General features: G+C 66.0%; 20 protein-coding genes and 1 pseudogene. 7 read left to right on the forward strand and 14 right to left on the reverse strand.

Annotated elements, in window-relative coordinates; all coding sequences use genetic code 11:
- Positions 1-21: 21 nt before the first annotated feature.
- From B9D87_RS14825 to B9D87_RS14865, 9 genes and pseudogenes are all read right to left on the reverse strand, one after another.
- Positions 22-1,839: an MCE family protein gene (locus B9D87_RS14825; RefSeq protein WP_007777283.1), complete on the reverse strand. Its 1,818-nt coding sequence runs from the start codon at positions 1,837-1,839 to the stop codon at positions 22-24.
- Complete coding sequence (locus B9D87_RS14830; RefSeq protein ID WP_040632004.1) at positions 1,840-3,162, reverse strand: MCE family protein; 1,323 nt, start codon at positions 3,160-3,162, stop codon at positions 1,840-1,842.
- Positions 3,159-4,577: an MCE family protein gene (locus B9D87_RS14835; protein ID WP_007777288.1), complete on the reverse strand. Its 1,419-nt coding sequence runs from the start codon at positions 4,575-4,577 to the stop codon at positions 3,159-3,161. The genes B9D87_RS14830 and B9D87_RS14835 overlap by 4 nt, the downstream gene beginning before the upstream one ends.
- The gene (locus tag B9D87_RS14840) at positions 4,574-5,692 is read right to left on the reverse strand and encodes an MCE family protein (RefSeq protein ID WP_007777290.1); all 1,119 of its coding nucleotides are present in this window, start codon (positions 5,690-5,692) and stop codon (positions 4,574-4,576) included. The genes B9D87_RS14835 and B9D87_RS14840 overlap by 4 nt, the downstream gene beginning before the upstream one ends.
- Positions 5,692-6,714 carry an MCE family protein gene (locus B9D87_RS14845; RefSeq protein WP_007777293.1) on the reverse strand — a complete coding sequence of 341 codons (1,023 nt, stop codon included), beginning with the start codon at positions 6,712-6,714 and terminating at the stop codon, positions 5,692-5,694. The genes B9D87_RS14840 and B9D87_RS14845 overlap by 1 nt, the downstream gene beginning before the upstream one ends.
- Entirely contained in the window at positions 6,711-7,973 is a 1,263-nt protein-coding gene (locus B9D87_RS14850) for an MCE family protein (protein ID WP_007777294.1), read from the reverse strand. The genes B9D87_RS14845 and B9D87_RS14850 overlap by 4 nt, the downstream gene beginning before the upstream one ends.
- Before the next feature lie 19 nt (positions 7,974-7,992).
- Positions 7,993-8,838: an ABC transporter permease gene (locus B9D87_RS14855; RefSeq protein ID WP_007777297.1), complete on the reverse strand. Its 846-nt coding sequence runs from the start codon at positions 8,836-8,838 to the stop codon at positions 7,993-7,995.
- A 7-nt stretch (positions 8,839-8,845) separates the two neighbouring features.
- A complete protein-coding gene (locus B9D87_RS14860; protein WP_007777300.1) occupies positions 8,846-9,664 on the reverse strand; it encodes an MlaE family ABC transporter permease in 819 nt (272 codons plus the stop codon).
- 394 nt (positions 9,665-10,058) lie between these two features.
- Positions 10,059-11,263, reverse strand: a pseudogene (locus B9D87_RS14865) (CaiB/BaiF CoA transferase family protein).
- 365 nt (positions 11,264-11,628) lie between these two features.
- On the opposite strand from B9D87_RS14865, the gene B9D87_RS14870 reads away from it, so the two are divergent.
- The 7 genes from B9D87_RS14870 to B9D87_RS14900 all read left to right on the forward strand — a co-directional run bounded on the left by B9D87_RS14870 (position 11,629) and on the right by B9D87_RS14900 (position 17,589).
- The gene (locus B9D87_RS14870; RefSeq protein WP_007777305.1) at positions 11,629-12,330 is read left to right on the forward strand and encodes an SDR family NAD(P)-dependent oxidoreductase; all 702 of its coding nucleotides are present in this window, start codon (positions 11,629-11,631) and stop codon (positions 12,328-12,330) included.
- A gap of 53 nt (positions 12,331-12,383) precedes the next feature.
- Complete coding sequence (locus B9D87_RS14875; protein WP_007777307.1) at positions 12,384-12,584, forward strand: ferredoxin; 201 nt, start codon at positions 12,384-12,386, stop codon at positions 12,582-12,584.
- Positions 12,585-12,630: 46 nt separating this feature from the next.
- Complete coding sequence (locus tag B9D87_RS14880; protein WP_007777309.1) at positions 12,631-13,995, forward strand: cytochrome P450; 1,365 nt, start codon at positions 12,631-12,633, stop codon at positions 13,993-13,995.
- Positions 13,996-14,118: 123 nt separating this feature from the next.
- On the forward strand, positions 14,119-14,514 hold the full coding sequence (locus B9D87_RS14885) for a hypothetical protein (RefSeq protein WP_007777311.1): 396 nt from the start codon (positions 14,119-14,121) through the stop codon (positions 14,512-14,514).
- Positions 14,515-14,546: 32 nt separating this feature from the next.
- Entirely contained in the window at positions 14,547-15,422 is an 876-nt protein-coding gene (locus B9D87_RS14890) for an Rv1363c family protein (protein ID WP_007777313.1), read from the forward strand.
- On the forward strand, positions 15,419-15,991 hold the full coding sequence (locus B9D87_RS14895; RefSeq protein WP_007777316.1) for a hypothetical protein: 573 nt from the start codon (positions 15,419-15,421) through the stop codon (positions 15,989-15,991). Before B9D87_RS14890 ends, B9D87_RS14895 begins: the two co-directional genes overlap by 4 nt.
- A 209-nt stretch (positions 15,992-16,200) precedes the next feature.
- Positions 16,201-17,589: an alpha/beta hydrolase gene (locus B9D87_RS14900; protein ID WP_007777319.1), complete on the forward strand. Its 1,389-nt coding sequence runs from the start codon at positions 16,201-16,203 to the stop codon at positions 17,587-17,589.
- A gap of 5 nt (positions 17,590-17,594) precedes the next feature.
- Here the strand turns inward: B9D87_RS14900 and B9D87_RS14905 are convergent, their stop codons facing one another.
- From B9D87_RS14905 to B9D87_RS14925, 5 genes are all read right to left on the reverse strand, one after another.
- The gene (locus B9D87_RS14905) at positions 17,595-18,770 is read right to left on the reverse strand and encodes an acyl-CoA dehydrogenase family protein (RefSeq protein WP_007777322.1); all 1,176 of its coding nucleotides are present in this window, start codon (positions 18,768-18,770) and stop codon (positions 17,595-17,597) included.
- Positions 18,754-19,752: an acyl-CoA dehydrogenase family protein gene (locus B9D87_RS14910; RefSeq protein WP_007777325.1), complete on the reverse strand. Its 999-nt coding sequence runs from the start codon at positions 19,750-19,752 to the stop codon at positions 18,754-18,756. Before B9D87_RS14910 ends, B9D87_RS14905 begins: the two co-directional genes overlap by 17 nt.
- Positions 19,753-19,875: 123 nt before the next feature.
- Positions 19,876-20,493 carry a nitroreductase family protein gene (locus B9D87_RS14915; RefSeq protein WP_052002592.1) on the reverse strand — a complete coding sequence of 206 codons (618 nt, stop codon included), beginning with the start codon at positions 20,491-20,493 and terminating at the stop codon, positions 19,876-19,878.
- An 89-nt stretch (positions 20,494-20,582) separates the two neighbouring features.
- On the reverse strand, positions 20,583-21,977 hold the full coding sequence (locus tag B9D87_RS14920; RefSeq protein WP_007777329.1) for an acyl-CoA reductase: 1,395 nt from the start codon (positions 21,975-21,977) through the stop codon (positions 20,583-20,585).
- Positions 21,974-23,320 (reverse strand): hypothetical protein, encoded by a 1,347-nt coding sequence (locus B9D87_RS14925; protein ID WP_040632006.1) that lies wholly within the window; start codon positions 23,318-23,320, stop codon positions 21,974-21,976. Before B9D87_RS14925 ends, B9D87_RS14920 begins: the two co-directional genes overlap by 4 nt.
- Positions 23,321-23,346: the final 26 nt, after the last annotated feature.

Genomic DNA, 23,346 nt, shown 5'->3' on the forward strand with positions numbered 1-23,346 from the left:
CGGCTACGGGTCGGGGCGAATTCAGGTGGGCAGCATGTCCTTCCACGTCTTGGGCGCCTTCGGAGCGACGAGATCCGACTGCTGGTACAACTTCCCGTCCGGACCGACGTAACGACCGGTACGCGGATCGTACTTCGCCACCGCGACCGACGGCGCGGGCTTAGATGCGTTGGCTCCGAACGAGCTTGGCGCGGCCTGGGGTCCAACGCCCTCGGGTGTGTCGGCCGGTGCCGGCTCGGCCGGTCCGGGACCGGACGGTGCGGAGTCGGCCGGTGCGGGCCCGGCTGGCGCCGGTCCGGGAGGAAGGAACTGGGCTAAGGGCAGTGCCGGCGGTGCGGCCGGCGGCTGCGGCAGTTCACCCGCCGCAGGGACGTCGAGTGGCGCTATGGGCGGAAGGTCCGCCGACATTCTCGACATCGGCGCCAGCGCCGGTCCCGATGACGGCACCGGCGGAACGGCGGCTCCCACCGTGCCCGGTGGCGGATTTTCTCCCCGGGGCCCCGCGGGAGCGCCGCGCGGCACCGCGCCCGGCGGCAGGGGCGTTCCCTCGACCGGGCCAAAGATCCTGTCATTGGTGGTGATCCGGTCATCGGGCGGGACACCCTGGGCTATCAGGTTCGGATCCAACGGATAGGGACCGGTGGTGTGCTGGCGCATCGCCAGCGGCATGTACGGCTTGTCGCTGTTGCAGATTTCGACCGTCGGCGCGCGCTTACCCGGGTGACCCATGCAGGGATAGTTCCGGGCACCGCGCACCGCAATCGGTGAATCCTGCGGGAGTTTGCAATACAACCCGTCCGGTGTGTCGATGTCGGTGAGGTCGTCCGGGGATCGCCACGTGTTGGGTGGCATGAAGCCGACCGTGCAGATAGGCGGATCGTCGACCGTGGCCGCGAAGTCGCCGTAAGCCCTACCGTCGGGGTGGTTTTCACCCGTGGCCGCCTGCTCGATGGCAACCCCCGACGGCAGCAACACCAGCAGCTGCTCGATCGACGGGTGGTAGGTGACCCCGATCTGCCCGATGGTGGTCAGGTTGGCGAGCAGCACCGGCAGGGTCGGTTTGATCTGATCCAGAAGCCGTGATGCTTCGTTCGCGGCGTCAGGGCCCTGCTCCAGGATGGTGCGGAAATGAGAGTCGTTGTTCACCAACGTGTCCGAGATGCCGGCGAAGCTATGCGCCCACGTTCTGATCGAATCGGTGGTGCGCGCCTGGGTATCCAGCAATGGTCCGCTGTCTTCGGTGAGGGCTCGGGTGCGATCGACGACCCCGTTGGCGTCGCGGGACAACGTCTTCGAGGAATCGATCAGTGACCCCAGGTCGTAACCGGTGCCGTTGAAGCCCTGGAAGGATTCGTCAAGCAATTGGCCCAGTTTGGTCTTCGGGATGCTTTGGACCAAGGCATTGAGCTGCTCGAGCATTGGGGCGACGGGCTGGGGAATCGTCGTGTCGCGCGCCGCGATTACCGATCCGTCGTGCAGGTACGGCGGCGAATTCGTCTTGGGCCGCAGGTCGACGTACTGCTCACCCACCGCAGAGACACTGAGCACCTCCGCCGTCAGGTCCGCGGGGACCTTGGGTGAAGTGCTCAGCGACAGCGTCGCTTTCGCGCCGGTCGGCGTCAAACCCACCGAGGTGACCTTGCCGAGTTGAACACCACGGTAGGTCACGTTGGAAAACCGGTACAGGCCGCCGGTCGCGGGCAGCTCCAGGGTCACCGTCATCCGGCCTATGCCCAGGAGGGTCGGCGCTTGGATGTAGAAGAGGACCATCGCGATCACGCCAATGGTTCCGGCGATCGCGAAAACCGCAAGCTGGATCCGAACGAAGCGCGTCAGCATCTATCCACCCGCTCCCGTCGAAGGCGCCTCGGCGGGCGCCGGCGATTGACCAAGACCGGCGTCGGGCGCCGGCGCCGCACCGGGCGGAGGCCCGGGCAACGGGGCCGCGCTCGGCGCAGGCCCGGGCAGTGGTCCATAGTTCCCCGGTCCCGGTGCCGGCACCGCACCCGGCGGTGGTGCGGGCAGCGGCAACGCGTTGGGATCGATCCACGGCGGTCGCAGCGGGTTGTGCAAGGGATCGAGCGTGTAATTCAGGCGATACGGGTCCCCGGGCACCGGTGGTACGGGCATATCCAGCTGACCCCAGTGGGTTCCCAGCATCAGGCCCTTCTTGAGCCGCGGAATCGTCAGGTCGAAATCGAAATGCAGGTTGAAGAAGTCGCCTCGGACCGCTCGGTCGACGAAGTTCTGGGTGAACGGGAACACGAACGAATATGCAATCGCCGCGCCGAGCTCCGGTCCGACATCGGCAAGCGCCTTGATGGTCGGCTCCAGGTTTTTCAGGTTCTGGACCAGGTCGGCCTGGGAGTCGTTGACCAGCCGGGTGGCGGTGTTGCTGAACTTGCGCAGGTGGTCCAGGGCGGCCGTCAGACGCGGCCGCTCCTTGACCAACACCTCGAGCGCCGGCGGTATCTTGCGCAGCGCGTCGGTGATGACATCGCGCTGGTTGGCGAACGTGCCGGCAAGGCGATTCAGCGCCTGGATGGAGGCGACGAGGTCGTCGCGCTGGTCGTCCAGCGTGCCCACGAACGTGTCCAGGCGGGTGATCAGATCGCGCACCGCACCCTCGCGCCCGGACAGGGCGGCCGAGAAATTGTGGATGACCTCCCCGATCTGTCCCAGTCCACCGCCGTTGACCACCGCGCCCAACGACGACAGCGTCTGCTCGGTCGACGGGTAGGCCGATGACCGGCTGAGCGGGATGGTGGCGCCCGGCTGCAGCCGTCCGCTGCCCTGCTGGCCCAGCGGGGTATTGAGCTCCACATGCATCGAGCCCAGCAGGCTGGTCTGACCGACGGTGGCTACCACGTTGGCCGGCACCACCACGTCGCGCTTGACCGAGATCTCGACGTCGGCGTGCCAGCCCTGCACCCTCATCGCACCGACACTGCCGACGACGACATCGTCGATCATCACCGGCGAATTCGACTCCATCGTACCGACATTCGGGAGTTCGACGTGGTAGATGTTGGCCCCCGGCCCGCGGCCGACCGCACCCGGCAGCGGTAGCGAGTTGAGGCCGTGGAACGCGCATCCCGTCGCCGTCACCACCACGCAACAGCCGGTGGCGAATACTCGCTTAGCCGCAACCCGGGCGTTCATTGCTGTGGCCCTTCGTCTGGCAGCAGCATGCCCGAGACGGTCGGCGCGGGTGGTGGCGGAGCCGGTGTCGACGGCGGTGGCGGCAGCGGCATCGCCGCGCCCGGTATCCGTTCTGGCGGCACCGCCCCCGGCGGTCCCACCGGATCACCCGGCAGGCCGGTGTAGGCCGACACCGCGGGCGGGATTTCGGGGGCTGCGGGTTTCGGGCCCTCGCCGCCGGGCGCCAGGCGCGGCTCGGTGTAGAGGACCCTGGCCGGGTCAATCGACTTGGAAATGAACGGGTTGATGGGAATCGGCGAGTTATTCCAGCTGGTCTGCCGCAATCCGGGTCCGAGGAACAGGGAGCACAGCTTCCCCGATTCGACCGCGGTGATGTTCTCGATGGCGCCGATTTGCGTGCAGCCCGGTACGGACAGCAGAACCTGACCGCCCCACGTGGGATTCGACATGTTCATGAGCCCGAACCCGCCGACGATGGTTCCGGTGTCGGCGTTGTAGTCGTTGAAGAAGTTGCCGAACGCGTTCGGCGCCGCGTGCAGGATGTTTTCCAGTGCCATGTGGTGATCGACCAGGTTCTGCGTGACGTCGGCCAACCGGGCGATCTGTTCGCTGGTCTGGTTGCGAGTCCCGGCGATGAACCGTTGCACCTCGCCGACCGCCGTCGACAGATCGGTCAGCGCGGCGTCCAGGTCGGATTTGCTGTCGTTGACCACGCTGGTGAGCGTGGCGAGTCGACCGTTGAACTGCTCGATCTGCACGTTGCTGTCGCGCAGCGCGCCGACGAAGGTCTGCAGGTTTTTGATGATGTCGACGATGTTGCCACTGCCGTTGGCGAGGATCCGGCCCACGCCCGACAATTGACTGAGTGTTTGCCGCAGCTTGTCGCCGTTGCCGTCGAGGGCGTTGGCGGCGCTGTCGATGAACCGGCCCACCGACGTGCCCGACACCCCGCTCTTGGGTCCCAAATCCGTTGCCAGCCGCATCAACTGGGTTTTGACCTCGTCCCACTCGACCGGCACCGCGGTGCGCTCAACCGGAATGACCGCCCCGTCGTGCAGGACCGGCCCACTGTCGCGGTAGGCCGGTGACAGCTGAACGTAACGGGCGGCCACCAGATTCGGGGCGACGATGACCGCCTTCGCGTCCGCCGGAATGCGAACGTCGCGGTCGACCTTCAGGACCATCTTGGCCTGCGTGCCCTGCGGCTGAATGGATTTGATGCTGCCGACCTTGACACCCGATACCCGCACCTCGTCATGGGGATAGATCGCGGTGGCGGTGGTGAAATAGGCGGTGATCGTCCGTGGCCCGTAGAACGTGTTGCGGATGACCATGGCGGCGCCCGCAACGATCAGCCCGACCAGGACGACCGCCGTCACGGCCGTCAGCCGTTTGCGCGGAATCCGGGAGGTCATTGCGATCCTCCGATCCGTCCGCCCAATGTGCAGCCAGGGCACTGTGGAATCGAGTTGTACGGCCAGGGAGTCAGCGCCCGAGGCACCGGCGACGGGAAGCCGGGACCCTTGGAGGTGTCGAAGGTGCGGAAACCCCACAGGTAGTCGAACAACTCCTGGAAGAGTTGCGGGATAAGGAAGTTCGGGGCGAACGCCTGGTAGGCGTACATACCGGAGATGGCCTCGCCGACCGTGATCTGGAATTTGGCGAGACCCGGCAGCGCCTTGCCGATGTTGTCGCGGTTCTTCTCCAGCACCCCGAGGACCCTGTTCAGCCGCTCCAGCGTCGGCGCCAAGGTGGCTTCATTGTCGTGCACCAAGGCCGTCAGCTGCTTGGCCACCACCGAGGTGTTGGCCAGTAGGTCCACGATCTCTTGCCGGCGTGCGACCAGCACTTGGAGCAGAGAATCGGAGTTGAGGATGAGCTTGTTGACCTGCATGCTGCGTTCGGAAAGTATCCCGGTGACGTCGCCGGCGCTCTTGAACAACTCGCCCAGATTCTTGTTGCGGCTGTTGAGGGTTCGCGATAACCGGGTGAGAGCGTCGAACGCCGGGCCCATTTGGGGGGCGATCTGATCGAGCGTGGCCGCCAGCGTGTCCAACGACTGATTCAGCGCCGTGGTGTTGGTGCCGGCCGTGTCCGACGTCAGGTCACTGACCGCTTCCGTCAGCGAGTAAGGCGAAGACGTGCGCGAGACGGGTATCAGAGTCATCGGGTGCATCGTGCCGCTGCCGGCGGACTCCACCGTCAGCATCCGCTCGCCCAGCAGCGTGCCGGTGCGGATGTGCGCGGAAGTCTCCGAGCCGAGCAGGATGTTGCCCTTCATCGCGAACGTCACCAGAGCATCGCCGTGGCTCAGCTTCACATCCGACACGGTGCCGACCTTCATCCCCGACACAACTACGGGGTTGCCCACCATGAGACCGCCGGCTTCGGTGAACAGCGCCTGATAGCGGACCATCGTCGCCCATGCGATGAATCGGTCGGGCGACAGACCGACCAGGATGACCATCACCGCCAGGACGACGCCGATGAGTCCGGCCTTGACCAGACCAACTCCGCGATACTTGAGCATTAGGGTTCCGTGCACCTTCCTGCATCTGACCTGAAGATGTTGGCGCGCACGGTCTTTCCATTGAGATCCGTGCCACGAAGACCGAACTGGCAGATGTAGTACGGGATGGTCGCGCCGTTCACGCCGAGTCGGACCAGCTTGCGGTAGTTCTGCGGCGCCTTGACGAGCGCGGCGTCGAGGCGGTCCTTGTCGCCGTCGAGGAGCGGCGCCAGCCGGTTCAACTGGGCTATGGTGCCGGACAGCGGCGGGCGTGCCTCGGCCAGCAGATCCGCCAGCGAGGCGGTCCCCTTGTCCAGGGCGTCGATGGCGGACCCGATCGTGTCGCGGTCACCCGACAGGCCGCTGACAAGCTGCTCGAGACGATCGATCGCGCCGGAGAACTGTTTGCCGTCCTTGGCAACCGTGCCGATCACGATGTTGAGGTTGTCGATCAGTTGCTGCACCGTTTGGTCGTTGTCGGCCAAGGCATTTGAAAACGACGTCGTCTTGGAGAACAGCGACTCGAGAGTTCCGCCTTGCCCCTGGAAGACCTGCAACAACCCAGAGGTCAGCTCGTTGACATCGCGCGCATTCAGGCCCTGGGTAACGGGCTTCAGCCCACCGAGCAGCAGATCGAGGTCGAGCGCCGGCGCGGTGCGGCTGACCGGAATCTGAGCGCCGGCCGGCAGCCGCTTGGGCGAGCCCGGACCGTCGACGAGTTCGAGGTAGCGATCGCCCACCAGGTTGAGGTAGCGGACCGCCGCCCTGCTGCCCTCGGTGAGGACGACGTTGCGGTCGGCGTCGAACTTCACCACGACTTTCTTATCCGACTGCAGCGCAACACTATTGACCGTGCCCACCCGGATGCCGGCGACCCGCACCGACTGGCCCGCCTTGAGACGCGACACGTCGGTGAAGACCGCCGAATACTCGGTCGTCGAACCCGTCCGGTACTGGCCGAAGATGAAAAACAGGAAGGCGGTCAGCATCGCCATCACGACCACGAAGATGCCGAACTTGACCAGCGTTGCGCGCGTTCTCATCCGGGTTGTCCGATCTGCGCGGAGTTTCTTGGCGGGCCGGCGATCGGCCCGTATAACAGCTGTTTGAGGAGATCGGAGTTGATCAGCAGCTGCGGGTTTCCGTATCCCACCGGGTTGGCGCCGGTATCGGCAATCAGCTGCGGTGGGGCCGTGTTGAACGGCAGATGCGGCAGACCCACGCATTGCGGGCCACCCGTGGCAGCGACCTTGGGCAGGTTCGTCGGGTACCGGTAGCGTTCGGCGCCCCAGGTGAGACTCGCCGAGATGTTGATGCTCGGTTCCGACAACGGCGCCCCGTGCGTCATCTGTACGAGCCCCCCGAAAGCGCAGGTGAGGGCCGGGTTGTACTCGTTGGTCAGGTCGGTGGTCGGCACCAGCAGATGCAGCGCATTCGTCAGCGGTTGGCGGTTCGCCGACAAGACGTCGTTACCGATGTCGGCCAGGCCGATCGCGCTGATCAGCAACGCATCCAGGTTGTGCTGCTCCTCGACGATCGTCTTGCTGATCCGGGTCGCGTTGGCCGCGGTCTTCACCAGATCGGGTGCCGCGTCGGCGTAGGCGTTGGACACCGCCGGCAAGACCGCGAGGTCGTGGCGGAACGCGGGCAGGCTCGGCTCCAGCTTGGCCAGGAACGAATCCAGGTCGCTCAGTGACTGGCCGAGCTGCGGGCCCCGCCCGCTGAACGCCTGTGCCAGCGCACCCAGCGACTCGTTGAGCTTCGGCGGGTCGATGTGGCTCAGGACCGACACCAATTGCTGGAACACCGTGTTGATTTCGACCATGACGTGCTGGCCCTGCAGCGTCTGGCCGGCGCGCAGCCGCTGCGCCGAGGGCTGGTCGGGTGGTACGAGCTCGACGGACTTCGCGCCGAAGACCGTCGATGACGCGATGTTGACGAGCACGTTGCCGGGGATGAAGTGCATCTGCGACGGGTCCATCGCCAGGTGAATGGCCGCCTCGCCGTTGGGCAGTGGCTCGATCGAGGAGACCTTGCCCACCTGCACGCCGCGCAGCTTGACCTTGGCGTCAGGGTTCATGACCAGCCCGGCGCGCTGCGAGATGACGGTCACCGGCACGGTTTCGGTGAAGGAGCCCTGGAACAGACCCACCGCCACGGCGAAGATCAGTCCGATGATGAGGACGGTGGCCAGTCCGAGCAACGGCGGCAGGTAATTCCGCCCGGCCGGCGGCCGCGCATGGCCGGTGCCCGCCGGTCGGCCCGCGACCGCGCCACGACCCGCTGGAACGTTCTGTGTCATTGCTGTTTCACCTCCTCTGCTAACCGGACAGGTTGAAGTTGCCGTTCGTACCGTAAATAGAAAGCGAGACCAACAGCGTCACGGACACTACGACGATCAGCGAGGTGCGCACCGCGTTGCCGGTCGCGTTGCCGACGCCGGCCGGCCCGCCCGAAGCGAAATAGCCGTAGTAGGTATGGATCAGCAGGATGGTGAGCGCCATCAGGATGGCCTGCAGGAACGACCACAACAAGTCGATCGGGTTCAGGAACGTGTTGAAGTAGTGCTGGTACAGGCCCTGCGACTGTCCGAGCAGGAACGTCGTGGTGAACTGACTGGCGACGAACGACAGGATCACGGCGATGCTGTACAACGGCGTGATAGCCATCATTCCCGCCAGGATCCTGGTGCTCACCAAGTAGGCAACGGGCCGAATCGCCATGCTCTCCAACGCATCGACTTCTTCGTTGATCCGCATGGCACCCAGCTGAGCGGTCACCCCGGCGCCGAAGGTGGCCGCCAGGCCGATCCCGGCGACCACCGGCGCCGCGATACGCACGTTGATGAACGCGGACAGGAAGCCCGTCAGCGCCTCGATGCCGATGTTGCCCAGCGAGGTGTAACCCTGAATGGCCAGCGTGCCGCCGGCCGCCAGCGTCAGGAAGCCGACGATCACGACGGTCCCGCCGATCATCGCCAAAGTGCCCGCGCCCATGCTGATCTCGGCGATCAGCCGAATGACTTCGCGCCGGTAATGGGTGGCCGCGAAGGGGACCCCGGCGAGCGCCTTGCCGTAAAACAGGCTGTGGTCGCCGATCCGCCCGAAGAAGGCGACCGGCCTTTCGAGTTGGCGGGTTAATCGCGGATATGCAGCCCTCAGCGCCATTGTTGCCCTACTTCGCCGTCATCTTGATGCCGATCGCGGTGACGACCACGTTGACGACGAACAGGGACATGAAGGCATACACCACGGTTTCGTTCACCGCGTTGCCGACAGCCTTGGCGCCGCCGCCGGTGATCGACAGGCCCCGATAGCAGGCGACCAGGCCCGCGATGAGGCCGAAGAGGGCTGCCTTCACGCAGGAGATGACCACCTCGGGCACGCCGGTCAGCAGGGTGATGCCCGCGGCGAAGGCACCGGGATTGACGTCTTGCACGAACACCGAAAAGACGTAGCCGCCAAGGACGCCGATGATGACCACGAGGCTGTTGAGCAGAAACGCGACCAACCCGGAGGCCAGCATGCGTGGTGTCACCAACCGCTGGATCGGGTTGATCCCCAGCACCTCCATCGCGTCGATCTCTTCGCGGATCGTTCGCGACCCGAGGTCTGCGCACATCGCCGTTGCGCCCGCGCCCGCCACGATCAAAACGGTGACCAGCGGACCGAGCTGGGTGACCGCACCGAACGCGGCACCCGCACCGGACAGATCCGCCGCGCCCAGTTCGCGCAAGAGGATGTTGAGCGTGAAACTGACCAGGACGGTGAACGGGATCGCCACCAACAAGGTTGGTGCCAGCGACACCCGCGCGACAAACCAGGACTGCTCCAAGAACTCCCGCCACTGGAACGGCCGGCGGAACAGGAACTTCACCGCGTCGGCCGACATCGCGAACAGGGCTCCGACGGCGTGCATCGGCCCCGAGAGGTCGAACTTCAGCTTGAGGGCGGGCAACCCCGTCGACCAGTGGTCAGCTCCCTTGGTTGCCATCGGCGGCAGCCCCTTTCCAAGCTACGAGACCGACAGTCTTGTTGTGGCGCAACGAGTGCGGTACATTCGGCTTAATTGACAGCTGTAAAGGCGCGCTGACGGGGACGAGATGCTCAGCGGGCAGCCAATTTCCGGCGTCGCGCTGCGATGTGACAGTCGCTAGTGCACGCACGCCGGTCCTCCGTTCCGTCGCGTAAGTGGGCGCTGCAAACCGAGGGGCTCCACGTCTTGAAGCGTCCGGCGATTATGACTCATGCCGCGCCCGGGCGGAGCGAAAAATGCATAACCGTTATCGCGCATCTCCAGGGCGGCGCCAGGGCGCAAGGCAACTGCGTCGCAACGGAAGCGGCGATTGGTTCAAGCATGTCAGGGCTAGCTCCGGTCCCAGTAGTGCTCACGTGACGGCGCCGGCCGTCTTGAGTTCGATGATGCGGTCCCAGTCGAGGCCGAGCTCCATCAGGATCTCGTCGGTCTGCTCGGCGAATCCGGGGCCGGCCCGGTCTGTGGCGCTGCGACGTCGAACTGTACCGGGTTGGCCACCAGCTCGAGTTCGCCCGCCTTGACCACGTACTCATTCGAGCGGATCTGCGCGTCGTCGGCCGCCTGCAAGGTGTCCTGCACCGGAGCCCACGGCCCGGAGAGCGTGGCGAAACGCTCGCTCCACTCCGCCAACGTGCGGGTGGCGATGGCCTTGGTCAGCAACTCCACCGCGTCGGCGGTGTTGGCCGCGATGTTTTCCACCGTGTCGAAGCGCGGGTCGTCGGCCAGCTCGGGCAGGTCGACATGGCGGCACACGTCGGCCCAGAACTTGGTGGGCTGCATCATCACGAACGAGATATAGCGGCCGTCAGACGTGGTGTACAGACCCACCAAGGGGTTATTGGGTGCGCCGTGCACGCCGGGCGGCGGCGACTCCAGCCGCTGGTTCAGATGCTTTGTCAGCGCGACGGTATGGCCGAGCGACCACAGGCCACTGCCCAGCAGCGACACGTCGACGACGGACGGCTCGCCGGTGCGCTCGCGTTTGAGCAGAGCAGCCGCGATGCCGCCGGCGAGGTTGGTGCCCGAGATGGTGTCGCCGTAGGCCGGTCCCGGCGGCGCGATCATCCCCGGCATGCCGGCCGGCGTGATGGTGGCGGCGGTTCCGGCCCGGCACCAGAAGGCCGTCATGTCGTAGCCACCCTTTTCCGACTCGGTGCCGCGCGGGCCGAGAGCGCTGCCGCGGGCGTAGACGATGTTCGGGTTCACCGTGCGGATGTCCTCGACATCGATGCCGAACTTCTTCCGATGAGCGGGAAGAAAGCTGGTCAGGAACACATCGGAGCGACGAGCCAGTTCGTAGAGCACTTCCTTGCCCTCGGGCACCGACATGTCCAGCCCGATGCTGCGCTTGCCGCGGTTGGCGTGCTCGATGTTGGGATTGGGGTCGCCCTCGACCCGCAGCATTCCGGTCTGCCGCAGCCCACGCTGGGGATCACCGGTAACCGCGTGCTCGACCTTGACCACGTCGGCGCCCCATTCGGCGAGCACCGCGCCCGCCGACGGGACGAACCCGTACATCGCGACTTCGAGGACGCGGATGCCTTCGAGCGGCCTCATGCGCCGGCTCCTTTCGCTGAGACGGCCAATGCGACGGCCGCTGCTGTCCCAGTGGCGGGCTCTGCCGTGTCCTGGGCAGGCATTCCGATACCCCTTGGTGTGGTGGCCGTCACGATAACTTCATTCTCTTCCCCGGCGAATCTTACATTCGAGTTTCGATAATTCAAGAAAGTCTCAGGAACGAGATCGAGGGGCTGACCAGGGCCGCAAAGGCCCGTACGCTGTCGGCCTGGGCCTCTCCATGCAGGCCGGACGCGGTGTTGCGCGCGTGTTGCACGCCGCTCGGCGTGGAGAGTAAGGTTCTCATAATTGTAAGGGAGATTCTTTGTGACTGAAACGGCCCCCTTCGGAGTAGAGGCCTCGACATGAAGACCGCGGTAGTCACCGGCGGCGGGTCAGGCATCGGTCTCGCCGTCGCGCAACGCCTGCGCGCCGACGGCTTGAACGTCGCGTCCATCGACCTGCGGCCATCGGAGGCCGACTTCGCTTTCACCGCCGACGTCACCGACCGGTCGCAAGTCGATGCGGCGCTGTCGGCGATTCGCGCTCAGCTCGGGCCGGTGACGGTTCTGGTCAACGCCGCCGGGCTGGACGGGTTCAAGAAGTTCAACAACATCAGCTTCGAAGACTGGCACCGCGTGATCGACGTCAACCTCAACGGCGTCTTCCATACCGTCCAGGCGGTGCTGCCCGACATGGTCGAGGCGGGGTGGGGACGCATCGTCAACATCTCGTCGTCGAGCACGCATTCGGGCGCTCCCTATATGAGTCACTACGTGGCGGCCAAGTCGGCGGTCAACGGCCTGACGAAGTCGCTCGCGCTCGAGTACGGGCCCAAGGGGATCACGGTCAATGCGGTGCCGCCCGGCTTCATCGACACCCCCATGCTGCGCGCGGCCGAGAAGAACGGATTCCTCGGCGACATCGACGAGACCATCGCGCGGACCCCGGTACGCCGGATGGGCACCCCCGAGGACATCGCGGCGGCATGCGCGTTTCTCGTGTCCGAGGAAGCCGGTTACATCACCGGTCAGATCTTGGGCGTCAACGGCGGCCGAAACACCTGAGCGGTGGCGGTTCGTCAGCGGTGCCCGGCAACCAGTGTGAGAGGAGACAGCCCGTGAAGGTCTGGGTGGATTCGCAGCGGTGCCAGGGCCACACCCTGTGCGCGATGATCGCTCCGGAATCGTTCCAGCTCAGCGACATTGACGGCAGTTCGTCGGCGATCGACGAGGTGGTGCCCGCCGATCGTGAGGACCAGGTGCGTGAAGCCGCGCAGTCCTGTCCGGAGCAGGCCATCATGATCACCGACGACGCCTGAGTCGGCACAGTCCGTAGCTATCGAAACACGTAGGGAGACTACAGCGTTGAGTGTCGACGACGTCGTCAGTGACAGTGACCGCAAGAAGAACCGGTACCACTTCGATCGGCATTCCTCGGAGTATCGGTCGAAGTTCAAGGCGATCACCGAAGAGATGCACGCCAAGTGCCCCATGGCCTGGACGGACACTTATGGCGGGCATTGGGTTGCGGCCGGTAGCCACGAGGTCTTCGAGCTGGCCCGCTGCCCCGCCGTCTCCAACGATCACGACATCCACGGCGAACGCCGGGGCTACAAAGGCATTTCGATCCCCACGGCCAGCCGCGTCAGCGCGGTGCGCGGCGGGATCCTGGAGATGGACGATCCCGAGCACCGCACCTACCGAACCGTGCTCAACCCCTATCTGTCACCGGCGGCGATCAAGCGCTGGGAACCGTTCATCGACGACGTGACGCGCGCCTGCCTCGACGAGAAGATCGAGAGCGGCCGCATCGACTTCGTCGACGACCTGGCGAACATCGTGCCCGCCGTCTTCACGCTGGCGATGCTGGGCATCCCGCTGAAGAAGTGGAACATGTACAGCGAGCCGGTGCACGCCGCGGTGTACACGCCCGAGCACTCCCCCGATATCGAGCGCGTCACCGCGATGCACCGCGAGATGGGGCTCGACATGGTCAACAACATGCTGGAGGTGCGCGAGAACCCACGGCCGGGGATCATCAATGGCCTGCTGCAAATGCGCGTCGACGGCGAGCCCGCCCCGGATCTGGAAATTCTCGGCAACCTGGGCCTGGTCATCGGCGGCGGCTTCGACACCACGACCGCCCTGACCGCGCACTCACTGGAATGGCTGTCAGAGCACCCGGAGCAACGACAGCTGCTCAGCGATGAGCGCAAAACCCTGCTCGACCCCGCGACCGAGGAGTTCCTGCGCTACTTCACCCCGGCGCCCGGCGACGGCCGGACCTTCGCCGACGACACCGAGCTCGACGGCACGCGGTTCAAAGAGGGTGAGCGACTCTGGATTTCGTGGGCGATGGCCAACCGTGACCCCTCGGTGTTCCACGACCCGGACCAGATCATCCTCGACCGCAAGGGCAACCGGCACTTCAGCTTCGGGCTGGGTGTGCACCGGTGCATCGGCTCGAACGTGGCGCGCACCGTGTTCAAGTCCATGCTGACCGCGGTCCTAGACCGGATGCCCGACTATCGGTGCGATCCCGAGGGCACCGTCCACTACGAAACCATCGGTGTCATCCAGGGCATGCGCAAGCTGCCGGCCACCTTCACGCCCGGCCGCAAGGTCGGGGCGGGCCTGGACGAGACGCTGGAAAAGCTGCAACGCATCTGCGACGAGCAAGAACTGGCCCGGCCGATCACCGAGCGTAAGGAAGCCGCGGTCATCGACTGAGCCGCTCACAATTTCTACGAGTACGCCTGCGCAGCGTGACCGCACCCTATATTTGGGGCAAATACGCGTTCAGAGACGGGAGACGCAACGGTGAAGACTTTCGCCCTGAGCCTTGCGCTTGCCATGGTCGCGTTGACCGTCACGCCGAGTGCCCACGCGGACATGCTGTATGCCAACTACCACGTGGACACGAACCGGGATCCCGGCCACTTCTGGATTTGGTCGATCAACCCGTGCGTCCAGGCGACACCGGGATGCTTGCAGGTGTACGCAACTCCGCAGCCCAACGGGCAAGCGGCGCCGTACCGGGGGATTGCCAACCTGTCCAACGGCCGCTACACCATGGCCGTCGACGACCCCTTCGGTGTGCGCTGCGTGGTCCAGTTCTTTCCCTCGCACGACGTCTACTCGTGGGATGCGGTGACGCTGGCGGGTCAGGTCGACTCGACGTTCGACACGGGCTGCGGTGGTGGACCGGGGGGCAGCGCCAGTTACCCGTTCTCGCTCGTGCGATTCTAGCCGCGTGAGACGTACAGGAGTCAGTAAGCACGATGGCTGAGGCGAAGAAACCGCCGCAAGATCCGACGACCTCGAAAGCCGACACGTTGGCGCTGATCGCGGAGGCCGAGGCCGAGGCTGCCGAAGCCGAAGCGCTGGCCGCTGCGGCGCGTGCACGTGCGCGTGCCGCCCGGCTCCGGCGCGAAGCGCTGGCCCAAGCCGAGACCGAGGCCGAGACCGAGACCGCCGAAGAAGCCCCGGACGCCGACGAGGACGCAACCGTCACCGGCGAGCCGGAGATCGACGACGAAACCGACAGCGTCACCGACACCGCCGAGGCAACCGATGCCGACGAGGCGGAGACCGAAGACGAAGTCTCCGACGAAACCCCCGAAGACGCCGAATCGGAAGCCAAGCCGGCCCGCTCTCGGCGACGCCTGCGACTGCCCTCATGGCCGGTGGCATGGAAAGCGGCCGTGATCGTCCTCATCTGTGCCTTCGTCGCGGCCAGCGGATACATGATGTGGAACCGCCATCAAGTCAACGAACGCAAGCAGCACGCCGCGAACTTCATCGCGGGAGCCAGACAAGGCGTCGTCAACCTGACGTCCATGGACTTCAACAAGGCCAAGGAGGACGTCCAGCGGGTGATCGACAGCTCGACCGGCCAGTTCCACGACGACTTCCAGGCGCGCGCAAAAGATTTCACGACCGTCGTCGAGCAGTCCAAAGTGGTCACCCAAGGAACCGTGAATGCGGCGGCCGTGCAATCCATCAACGGGGATGCCGCGTTGGTTCTCGTCGCCGCGACATCGCACATCACCAACGCCGCGGGCGCCAAAGACGAACCACGCAATTGGCGGCTCAAAGTGACCGTCAAGAACGACGGCGGGCAATACAAGATGTCCAACGTGGAGTTCATTCCGTGAGCGAGGACAAGCCCGGCATCGACACCGCCGACGACTCTGCCGAACAAACCGAGCGCAGCGAAACCACCGCCCCGCGTGCGCGGCGCAGGGTGAAAATCGTTCCGGTGGTTCTGATTGTGCTGCTGCTGCTTTCGGGTGGCTGGGCCGCGTGGCTGTACTTCAAGCAGTACCGGCCCGACAAGCAGACCGACGCCGGCGTCGCGAGCGCGGTCGCCAATGCGGCGTCCGACGGAACGGTCGCGTTGCTGTCCTACTCGCCCGACACACTCGACAAAGACTTCGCCAACGCGAAGACTCACCTCTCCGGCGACTTCTTGTCCTACTACAACCAGTTCACCGAACAGATCGTGGCGCCGGCAGCCAAACAGAAGTCACTGAAAACCAACGCCCGGGTGCTGGGCGCCGCGGTACAGGAACTACATCCGAATTCGGCCGTGGTGCTGGTGCTGGTCGACCAGAGCACCACGAGCAAGGACAATCCCGACCCCGCGATGGCATCGAGCAGTGTGCTGGTGAGCTTGGCCCGGGTCAACGGCGCCTGGCTGATCACCAAATTCGACCCCGTCTAGGCCGCTTCGGCCGTTCGACCGTCGAGTGTGAACCCACGGCTTTGTTTGTGAGCTGAGGGCGACGACACGCCGACGGCGGCCGCCGTGGCTGCACACTCGACGCCGTGGGCTCAGACGCCGCCCAAGAATCCACCAAGAATTCGCCGAGGTCGGCATCCGATCCTCTTTTCACGCAGCTCGCTCGCCGGCGGCTGAGAGGAGGAATCGCCATGTCGCTTCTGAGCAACCACATATCTCTGATCCACGGTTGGGTGCCGATCACGGCCCAGATCGTCACGCCGATCACGCTCGGGTTCGCCGCCGGGTGGCGCTCGCGTCGTTGGCGTCTGCTGTGGCTGCCCGCCGCCGCCGTCACCGGCGTCATGACGGCCCTCGGGGCGCATTCCTACATCGCCGACGGCGCCAGCAAGTCGGCACCGGACGCGCTGTACGTGTGGATAGCCCTGGTCGGCATGGCCATTGCGGTGCTGATCCTGGGCTGGCGCGGCGCGCGGTGGTGGCGGCGCGCGCTATCGATCATGTCGGTGCCGCTGTGCCTGCTCTGCTCGCTGCTCGTGCTCAACCAATGGGTCGGTTACTTCCAGACCGTGCAGAGCGCGTGGAATCAGTTCACCTCGGTACCGCTGCCCGACCAGGCCGACAAGGCCACTGTGACCACGCTGGCGGCGAAGGGCTCGAAGCCGCCGCACGGCAGCCTGGTGCCGGTCGTGATCCCCGAAGAGGCATCGCAATTCAAGCACCGCGAGGAACTCGTCTACCTGCCGCCGGCCTGGTTCGCCAGCTACCCGCCGCCGCAGCTGCCGACGGTGATGATGATCGGCGGCATGGTCAACACGCCCGCCGACTGGGTGCGTGCCGGCGGCGCGGTGGACACCGTCGACGCGTTCGCGGCCGCGCACGGCGGCAACGCGCCGGTGCTGGTATTCGTGGACCCGGGTGGGGCGTTCGACAACGACACCGAATGCGTCAACGGGAGCCGCGGCAACGCCGCCGACCACCTGACCAAAGACGTTGTGCCCTACATGATCTCGAACTTCGGGGTGAGCCCTGACCCGTCCCGCTGGGGAGTCGTCGGTTGGTCGATGGGCGGGACGTGCGCGGTGGACCTGACGGTCATGCACCCCGACATGTTCACCTCGTTCGTCGATGTCGAGGGCGACCTGACCCCCAACACCGGAACCAGGGAACAGACCATCGCCAACCTCTTCGACGGCGATGCCGACGCGTGGGCGAAATTCGACCCGACCACGGTGATCAGCCGCCACGGCCGCTACTCCGGAGTATCCGGCTGGTTCGCCATCTCGTCGGGCGGTGCGCCGCGTCGCGACATCACGACCGTGGATACCGCGGCGATGGCTGTCGCCGGCCGCGCCGCCGCCGCCGACCCCGGCAACCAGGCCGCGGCCGCCTCGTCGCTGTGCGGGCTGGGCCGGTCTCACGGCATCGATTGCGCGGTGATCGCCCAGACCGGAAAGCACGACTGGCCGACCGCCGGCATGGCTTTTTCCACCGCGTTGCCGTGGCTGGCCGGTCAGGTACACACGCCGGGTGTGACGCGGATCGCGTTGCCCAGCAACGTGTCTCAGCAAGCCCTGTGAGCGCGCTAGCCGCGCGGCAGGCCGAGCACCCGCTGGGCGATGATGTTGCGCTGGATCTCGGAGGTACCGCCGGCGATGGTTCCGGAGAAGCTACGGGCGTAGCGCTCGAACCAGCTGGCGAAGTAATGGTCGAGGTTCATGTGCGCGTAGGGCCCCGTCAGCCCGGGGTGCACCAGCCCTTCGGATCCCGCGGACGTCAACGCCAGTTCCATGCCGCGCAACTCCGCCTCGGAACCGAGCAGCTTGAGCACGGAGATGGCGGCCACGTCATCTTCGCCGCGCGCGGCGCGGGCCAGCGCGGCCGAACCCAGCAGGCGCAGCGCCTGCCGGTCCATGATCGTGCTGGCGTACTGGTCGCGCTCGACATCGGTGCTGGGATGGAAGTCGTCGATCATGTTCTCGAGGCGATCGGCGAAACCCAGCCACATCATGGTGCGTTCGTGCCCCAACGATCCGTTGGCCACCCGCCAGCCCTGGTCGAGCTCGCCGACCAGGTTCTCGGCCGGCACCCGCACGTCGGTGAAGAACACCTCGTTGAAATCCAGATCCTCGACACCACAGATCGACGGGAACGGCCGGCGCACCAGGCCTGGGGTGTCGGTGGGGATGACAAGCGCGCTGATTCCCTTGTGCTTCGGCGCGTCTGGATTGGTACGGACGAATGTCAACAAGACGTCGGCGTCGTGGGCACCGGAGGTCCACACCTTCTGCCCGTTGACCACGAAGTGATCGCCGTCCAGCACCGCGCGGGTGCGCAGCGACGCCAGGTCGGAGCCCGCGCTGGGTTCGCTCATCCCGAGTGACGCGGTGATCTCGGCCCGTAGGATCGGCACCGCCCAACGCCGCTTCTGTTCGTCGCTGCCGAACGACAACAGCGACGCCCCAACGATGTTCACGCCCTGCGGGTTGAAGCTGTGGTAGATCCGGCGGCGGCTGAGTTCCTCGAGGTAGACGAACTGCTGAATGACCGTCGCGTTGCGGCCGCCGAATTCCGGTGGCTGGCTGGGCAACAGCCAGCCGTTGTCGAACAACAGCCGCTGCCAGTCGCGCGCCCACTGCGGCATGTGCGAGACCGACCGCGGTCGCTCGAGCGTTTCTCTTGCGGGAGGCAGGTTTTCGTCGAGGAACGCCGAGAACTCCGCCCGGAACTTCTCGACGTCGGAATCAAAAGTCAGCTGCACGGTATTCCTCCGCGATCCGCGCCCGGTGCTCCGCCGCGCCGCCGAGCATCAGCTCGCCCGCTTTGGCTCGCTTCAGCGCGAACTGTAGGTCGTTCTCCCACGTGAATCCCATTGCGCCATGGAGTTGTAGGCCATGCCGGAACACCAGCGACTGGCACTCCCCCGCCGATGCCTTGGCCATGGCGGCCGCCAACCGGCGCCGGGGATCGTCGGCCGCGATCGTCAACGCGGCGAAGTAGGCCAGCGCCCGCGCCCGCTGCACGGCGACGTGCATGTCGGCGGCCTTGTGCTGCACGGCCTGGAACGAACCGATCGCCACACCGAACTGCTGGCGGCTTTTGACGTGCTCGAGCACCAGGTCCAGGATGCGTTGGCAGGCCCCGACCATCGTGATCGCCATGCCGGTCAGCGCGAAATGGTGGGCCCGCTCGGCGTCGACCGTGAGCCGCTCGGTGTCGGGCACCCGCACCCCCGCGAACGACAGGTCGGCCACGTGCAGCACCGGGTCGAACACCGCCGAGCGCCGGGCCGACACCTGACCGGGTTCCACGAGGAACACCCCCGCGTCGGTCACCACGGCCAGCCGATCCGCGCGGTCGCCGTCGAGCACATGGCGGGCGGTGCCGTCCAGCACCCAGCCCTCGGGGTCGCGGTGCGCCGCGACCCCGCCGTAGACCGCGGTGCCCGATTGGTGTGGGTCGAAGCGCTCCCCGGCAAGTGGTGCGAACTGGCTCATCGTCGCCAGGAACGGGGTGGGGTCGGTGGCGCGTCCGAGTTCCTCGAGCACGATGGCCAGCTCGACGGCGCTGTCCGCATCGCTGAGCTCGGTCCAGCCCTGGTCCACATACGACTTCCACAGCGGGCTCGGGTCGACGCCCTCTTCGGCCACGCTGCGCACCAGCGACGCGGGGCACTGCTTCGCGACGGCGTCGCGCACGGTGTCCTGCCACAGTCGCTGATCAGCATCGAACTCCAACAGCATCCGCGCCGCCTCTCGTCGTGACTGTCAGGCGAGAATAACATTCTCGGTTGCGGAAGTAATAATCTCTGAATCCGGGCATGGGGTCACCGGAAGGCCGGTGACGAGTGGACTTCCTGCAGCGACCTAACCGCTGGTCACGAGGCCGTCGGCGGCGTTGTCCCAGCGGTCGAGGTTGACGAACTCGGCAAGCGGGCGGCGGCGCAGCGGCCCGTGCTTGCCCTTCGGCCACCCAACCACGATGTGGCCGGCCACCATCCAGCCCTCCGGTATGCCGACGGCTTCCCTCAGCAGTCGTTCACCGCCGTACGAGGCCCAGCTGGTCATGCAGGCGCCCAGCCCCTGGGCGCGGGCGGCCAGCAGAAAGTTCTGCATGGCCGGGAAAATCGAACCGCCGAGCAGCAGTTCCGACGCGGTCGGGTAGTGCGCCTGGGCGAACAGCACCGAGGTGAATTCACCGGCGCGGTCGTGCAATTCGTACGTCGCACGATAGGTGCGGGCCCGGCGGCTGTTGTCGTCGTCGGCCGGCCGGCTCATGCCGTAGACCGGCTCGATCACTTCCAGCGCGTGGGCGGCGGCCTTGGCCACCACCGCCCGCTGCTCGGGCGAGCGCAACACGACGAAACGCCAACCCTGCGCGTTGGCGCCGGAGGGGGCCCACCTGGCCGCCTCGAGGCAGCGCGCCAGGGTCGCGTCGTCGACCGTTTCGTCGGTGAAGCGCCGGATCGTGCGGGCCGTCGACATCACTTCCCAGATGTCCGCGCTTGCTCCGGTCACTTCGTCTCCTCTACGCCCGCTCTCCCCCGCAACCTAGCGTGCAGCGCGCCGCACGGTCATACGCCTGCCCGGGTGATGTCGTCGTCGCCCATCCAATGCACGAACCTCTGCAACGGATACATCGCATCGTGCGGGCTACCGAGCACGTGCGCATTCGCCGTGCCCAGCCGGCACAGACGTTGAGCCCCAGAGCTTGCCAGCCGATCCCGCAGCCGCGCCTTGCGCTCGTACGGGTACACACCGATGGTTTGCGTGGCGACATTGACATAGCGAACCGCATCGTCGAGCGATCCGACCATGACGACATTCGACGTCTTGTTGGTGGGCTGAAACTCCACGGGCCGGTCCGAGAGGATCACCAGGCCGCGGCCGTCGAACCCGCCCCAGACCTTGAGATCGCCCATCGCCTCCATCACCTGGATCTCGTCACGCGCCTCCGCCGACAGCGGCGGGCCGGCGGCCGAGGCGAAATCGCGGTCCACGGCCAGCCGTTGCGCCAGCGCCGCACACAACGACTCCACCTGGGGCCGTTCACCTTCCACGAAGGCGAAGCGGCTGGCCAGGCAGGCCTCCTGGTTGAACACCGTGGTGTCGGCCGCCAACCGATCGGCGACCTCTGCGACGAGGTCCTCGGACTCGAACACCTCGCGCCCGATCATCGAGATGGAGGACTTGGGGTCAAAGGAGATCAGTTGGATCCCCGGGCCGAGGTACTGGATCACGTTGTTGATCGCCTCGCCGCCTCCCCAGGCGACGATCTTGTCGAAGTACTGCGGCCGGTAGAGCGTGCGCTCGATGGCGGTGTCGCCCCCCTGCCAGTAGATCGCCGACATCGATTGCACGACGGGGTGTTTCGGCTCTATCTCGGCCATGGTGCGCAGCACCGCTACCGTGGTGAAGGGGTCACTCGACGGCAGCTTGAACACGTTGACGGCCTTGACCAGCGCGCCCTGCGCGATCGAGGCGACGCAGCCCGACGGGGCGTTGCCCGCCAGCATGTGGATCATTCGGGACGGGAAGGCGCGCACCGCCCCCTTGTTGCCATGTACGTCGACGCGCTCGACCCACCCGTCCAGCGCCTTGCGATCGGCGAAGTTGGAATCGACCATGCTGTTCAGCAGCGGCTTGGTCAGGTACATCGGGGCCTGGCGATACAGATTCTCCACCACGCGCCGCGGCAGCGGATTCGTCGCCGCGATCAGTTCCAGGCATTCCTGCAGGTGGGGGTTGCGATCCAGCTGCAGGCGCTCGCCCGTTTCGGCCAGGAAGTCGATGATCTCGTCGAGCTTGACGTCCAGCAGCGGCGGCAGCTGCGACCGCGGCATCACCAGAGCGTCAAGATCGATTGTGGGAGTGAGGAAGTCGGCGCCCAGGTCGCGGGATCGGTGACGGTCGCCTTCTCCTTCGACCAGCACACCCTGGACGAAATGTGGCGCCGCCAACGCGGTCATGCGACGCCTCGGACATAGGCGTCGATGCTGCCGGCGCAGGTGATCTTGTCGCCGCCGGGCAGGTCGGCGTATCGCGTGATCTCGCGGCCCACCGTCGGCCCCTGATGGCCGCACCGACACTTGCCGAAGCTGACACTGACCCGGTCCCCACTGATCACGCCACCCCAGCGACCCTCGATCGACGCGTCGAAAAACGCTGCCCGGGCCTCGATCTCGCCGTCAACGGGATCGAGCAATTTCTCGCCGGCGGCATCCAGCGGCAGCATGATCACCCAGGGCGAAACGTGATATCGCTGGGCAGCGCACAGCGGGAACGTCGCGTTGATCTCGCGCATGCTGTACGCGTGATACAGCCGGTCCTCGGTGACATTGAACGTCTCCAGGACGTATTCGCGGTAATTGTCCGGCAGCACTGCACCTTTGAGCCCACCGGCGACCATCATCGCGTTGCCGGCAAGGAAGTCGTCGCCGCCGTGCCCCTTGGCGCGGATGCCTTCAGCGATCTGATACAAGGTGGCGAACATGCCGGTGGCCAGCAGCGGCTCGGCGCGGGCCTCGATCACCGCGTCGACAGCCTTCTGGGCCGAAGCTTCCATGTCGGCGCCACGTTGTGCGGCGATGCGTTCGAAGTCCGCGATTTCGCTCGGGCGTGCGGTGCCGTCGGCCAGTTTGCGGCGCAACGTGATCATGTCGACCATCGACCCGACGGTGATCGGCTCGCCGTCGCCGAATTGGTAGGGCGGATAACGCGACGAGAAGCAATCGACCATCGCCTGGCGGATCGCGTCCTCGCGTGGGGCGGCGAATTGCGGTCCCAGGCCCAGGAATTTACGGTCCTCGCCGCGGGTGAGGCCGGTGGCCCACAGCAGCGCCTCGCTGTTGATTCGCGCCGAGAGTTCGATGTCGCCCTCGGTGCACGACAGCATCGCGGGTTTGCCGGTGGTGCCACTCGAACACGACAGGTAGTGGCCGGCGGTCTCCAGCCGTTTCAGCCAGTCATCCAGCGTCTGGACCCCGGCGGTGTCCAGGCCGTCGACGTCGCGGGTGGAGACGGTGGCCAACCACCTGCCCATCCGGCCCCACCGGCCGTCGTTGAGCCAGCCCTCCGCGTACGTCTTGTACGTGGTGTGCGCGAAGAGCAACGGCACCAGGTCGGCGGGTTGCGCGATGCGCTCGACCCCTCCCGATTCCGCGCGGTTCGCCAACAGCGGAATGCGTTCTGACTGGGCCTCGAAACGCTCGGCGGCCGCTTGCAACTGCAGCGGCAACAGTTCCGCGGGCTCGATGTCGAAGCAGTCCTCCGCCCCGACCATTGTCACTAGACGCTCGACTGCAGAGGTCATCCGGCACTCCTCGGGTTGACGCCACC

It is taken from the genome of Mycobacterium colombiense CECT 3035 (assembly GCF_002105755.1).
Classification (GTDB): Bacteria; Actinomycetota; Actinomycetes; order Mycobacteriales; family Mycobacteriaceae; genus Mycobacterium; species Mycobacterium colombiense.

What these genes read in the sequence shown, in the direction of transcription:
- B9D87_RS14830 (WP_040632004.1), bottom strand. Translation starts at nt 3,162, where the DNA reads ATGAACGCCCGGGTTGCGGCTAAGCGAGTATTCGCCACCGGCTGTTGC.
- B9D87_RS14845 (WP_007777293.1), bottom strand. Translation starts at nt 6,714, where the DNA reads ATGAGAACGCGCGCAACGCTGGTCAAGTTCGGCATCTTCGTGGTCGTG.
- B9D87_RS14925 (WP_040632006.1), bottom strand. Translation starts at nt 23,320, where the DNA reads ATGACCTCTGCAGTCGAGCGTCTAGTGACAATGGTCGGGGCGGAGGAC.
- B9D87_RS14900 (WP_007777319.1), top strand. Translation starts at nt 16,201, where the DNA reads ATGTCGCTTCTGAGCAACCACATATCTCTGATCCACGGTTGGGTGCCG.
- B9D87_RS14855 (WP_007777297.1), bottom strand. Translation starts at nt 8,838, where the DNA reads ATGGCGCTGAGGGCTGCATATCCGCGATTAACCCGCCAACTCGAAAGG.
- B9D87_RS14915 (WP_052002592.1), bottom strand. Translation starts at nt 20,493, where the DNA reads ATGTCGACGGCCCGCACGATCCGGCGCTTCACCGACGAAACGGTCGAC.
- B9D87_RS14840 (WP_007777290.1), bottom strand. Translation starts at nt 5,692, where the DNA reads ATGCTCAAGTATCGCGGAGTTGGTCTGGTCAAGGCCGGACTCATCGGC.
- B9D87_RS14825 (WP_007777283.1), bottom strand. Translation starts at nt 1,839, where the DNA reads ATGCTGACGCGCTTCGTTCGGATCCAGCTTGCGGTTTTCGCGATCGCC.
- B9D87_RS14885 (WP_007777311.1), top strand. Translation starts at nt 14,119, where the DNA reads ATGGTCGCGTTGACCGTCACGCCGAGTGCCCACGCGGACATGCTGTAT.
- B9D87_RS14920 (WP_007777329.1), bottom strand. Translation starts at nt 21,977, where the DNA reads ATGACCGCGTTGGCGGCGCCACATTTCGTCCAGGGTGTGCTGGTCGAA.
- B9D87_RS14870 (WP_007777305.1), top strand. Translation starts at nt 11,629, where the DNA reads ATGAAGACCGCGGTAGTCACCGGCGGCGGGTCAGGCATCGGTCTCGCC.
- B9D87_RS14910 (WP_007777325.1), bottom strand. Translation starts at nt 19,752, where the DNA reads ATGCTGTTGGAGTTCGATGCTGATCAGCGACTGTGGCAGGACACCGTG.
- B9D87_RS14850 (WP_007777294.1), bottom strand. Translation starts at nt 7,973, where the DNA reads ATGACACAGAACGTTCCAGCGGGTCGTGGCGCGGTCGCGGGCCGACCG.
- B9D87_RS14890 (WP_007777313.1), top strand. Translation starts at nt 14,547, where the DNA reads ATGGCTGAGGCGAAGAAACCGCCGCAAGATCCGACGACCTCGAAAGCC.
- B9D87_RS14835 (WP_007777288.1), bottom strand. Translation starts at nt 4,577, where the DNA reads ATGACCTCCCGGATTCCGCGCAAACGGCTGACGGCCGTGACGGCGGTC.
- B9D87_RS14860 (WP_007777300.1), bottom strand. Translation starts at nt 9,664, where the DNA reads ATGGCAACCAAGGGAGCTGACCACTGGTCGACGGGGTTGCCCGCCCTC.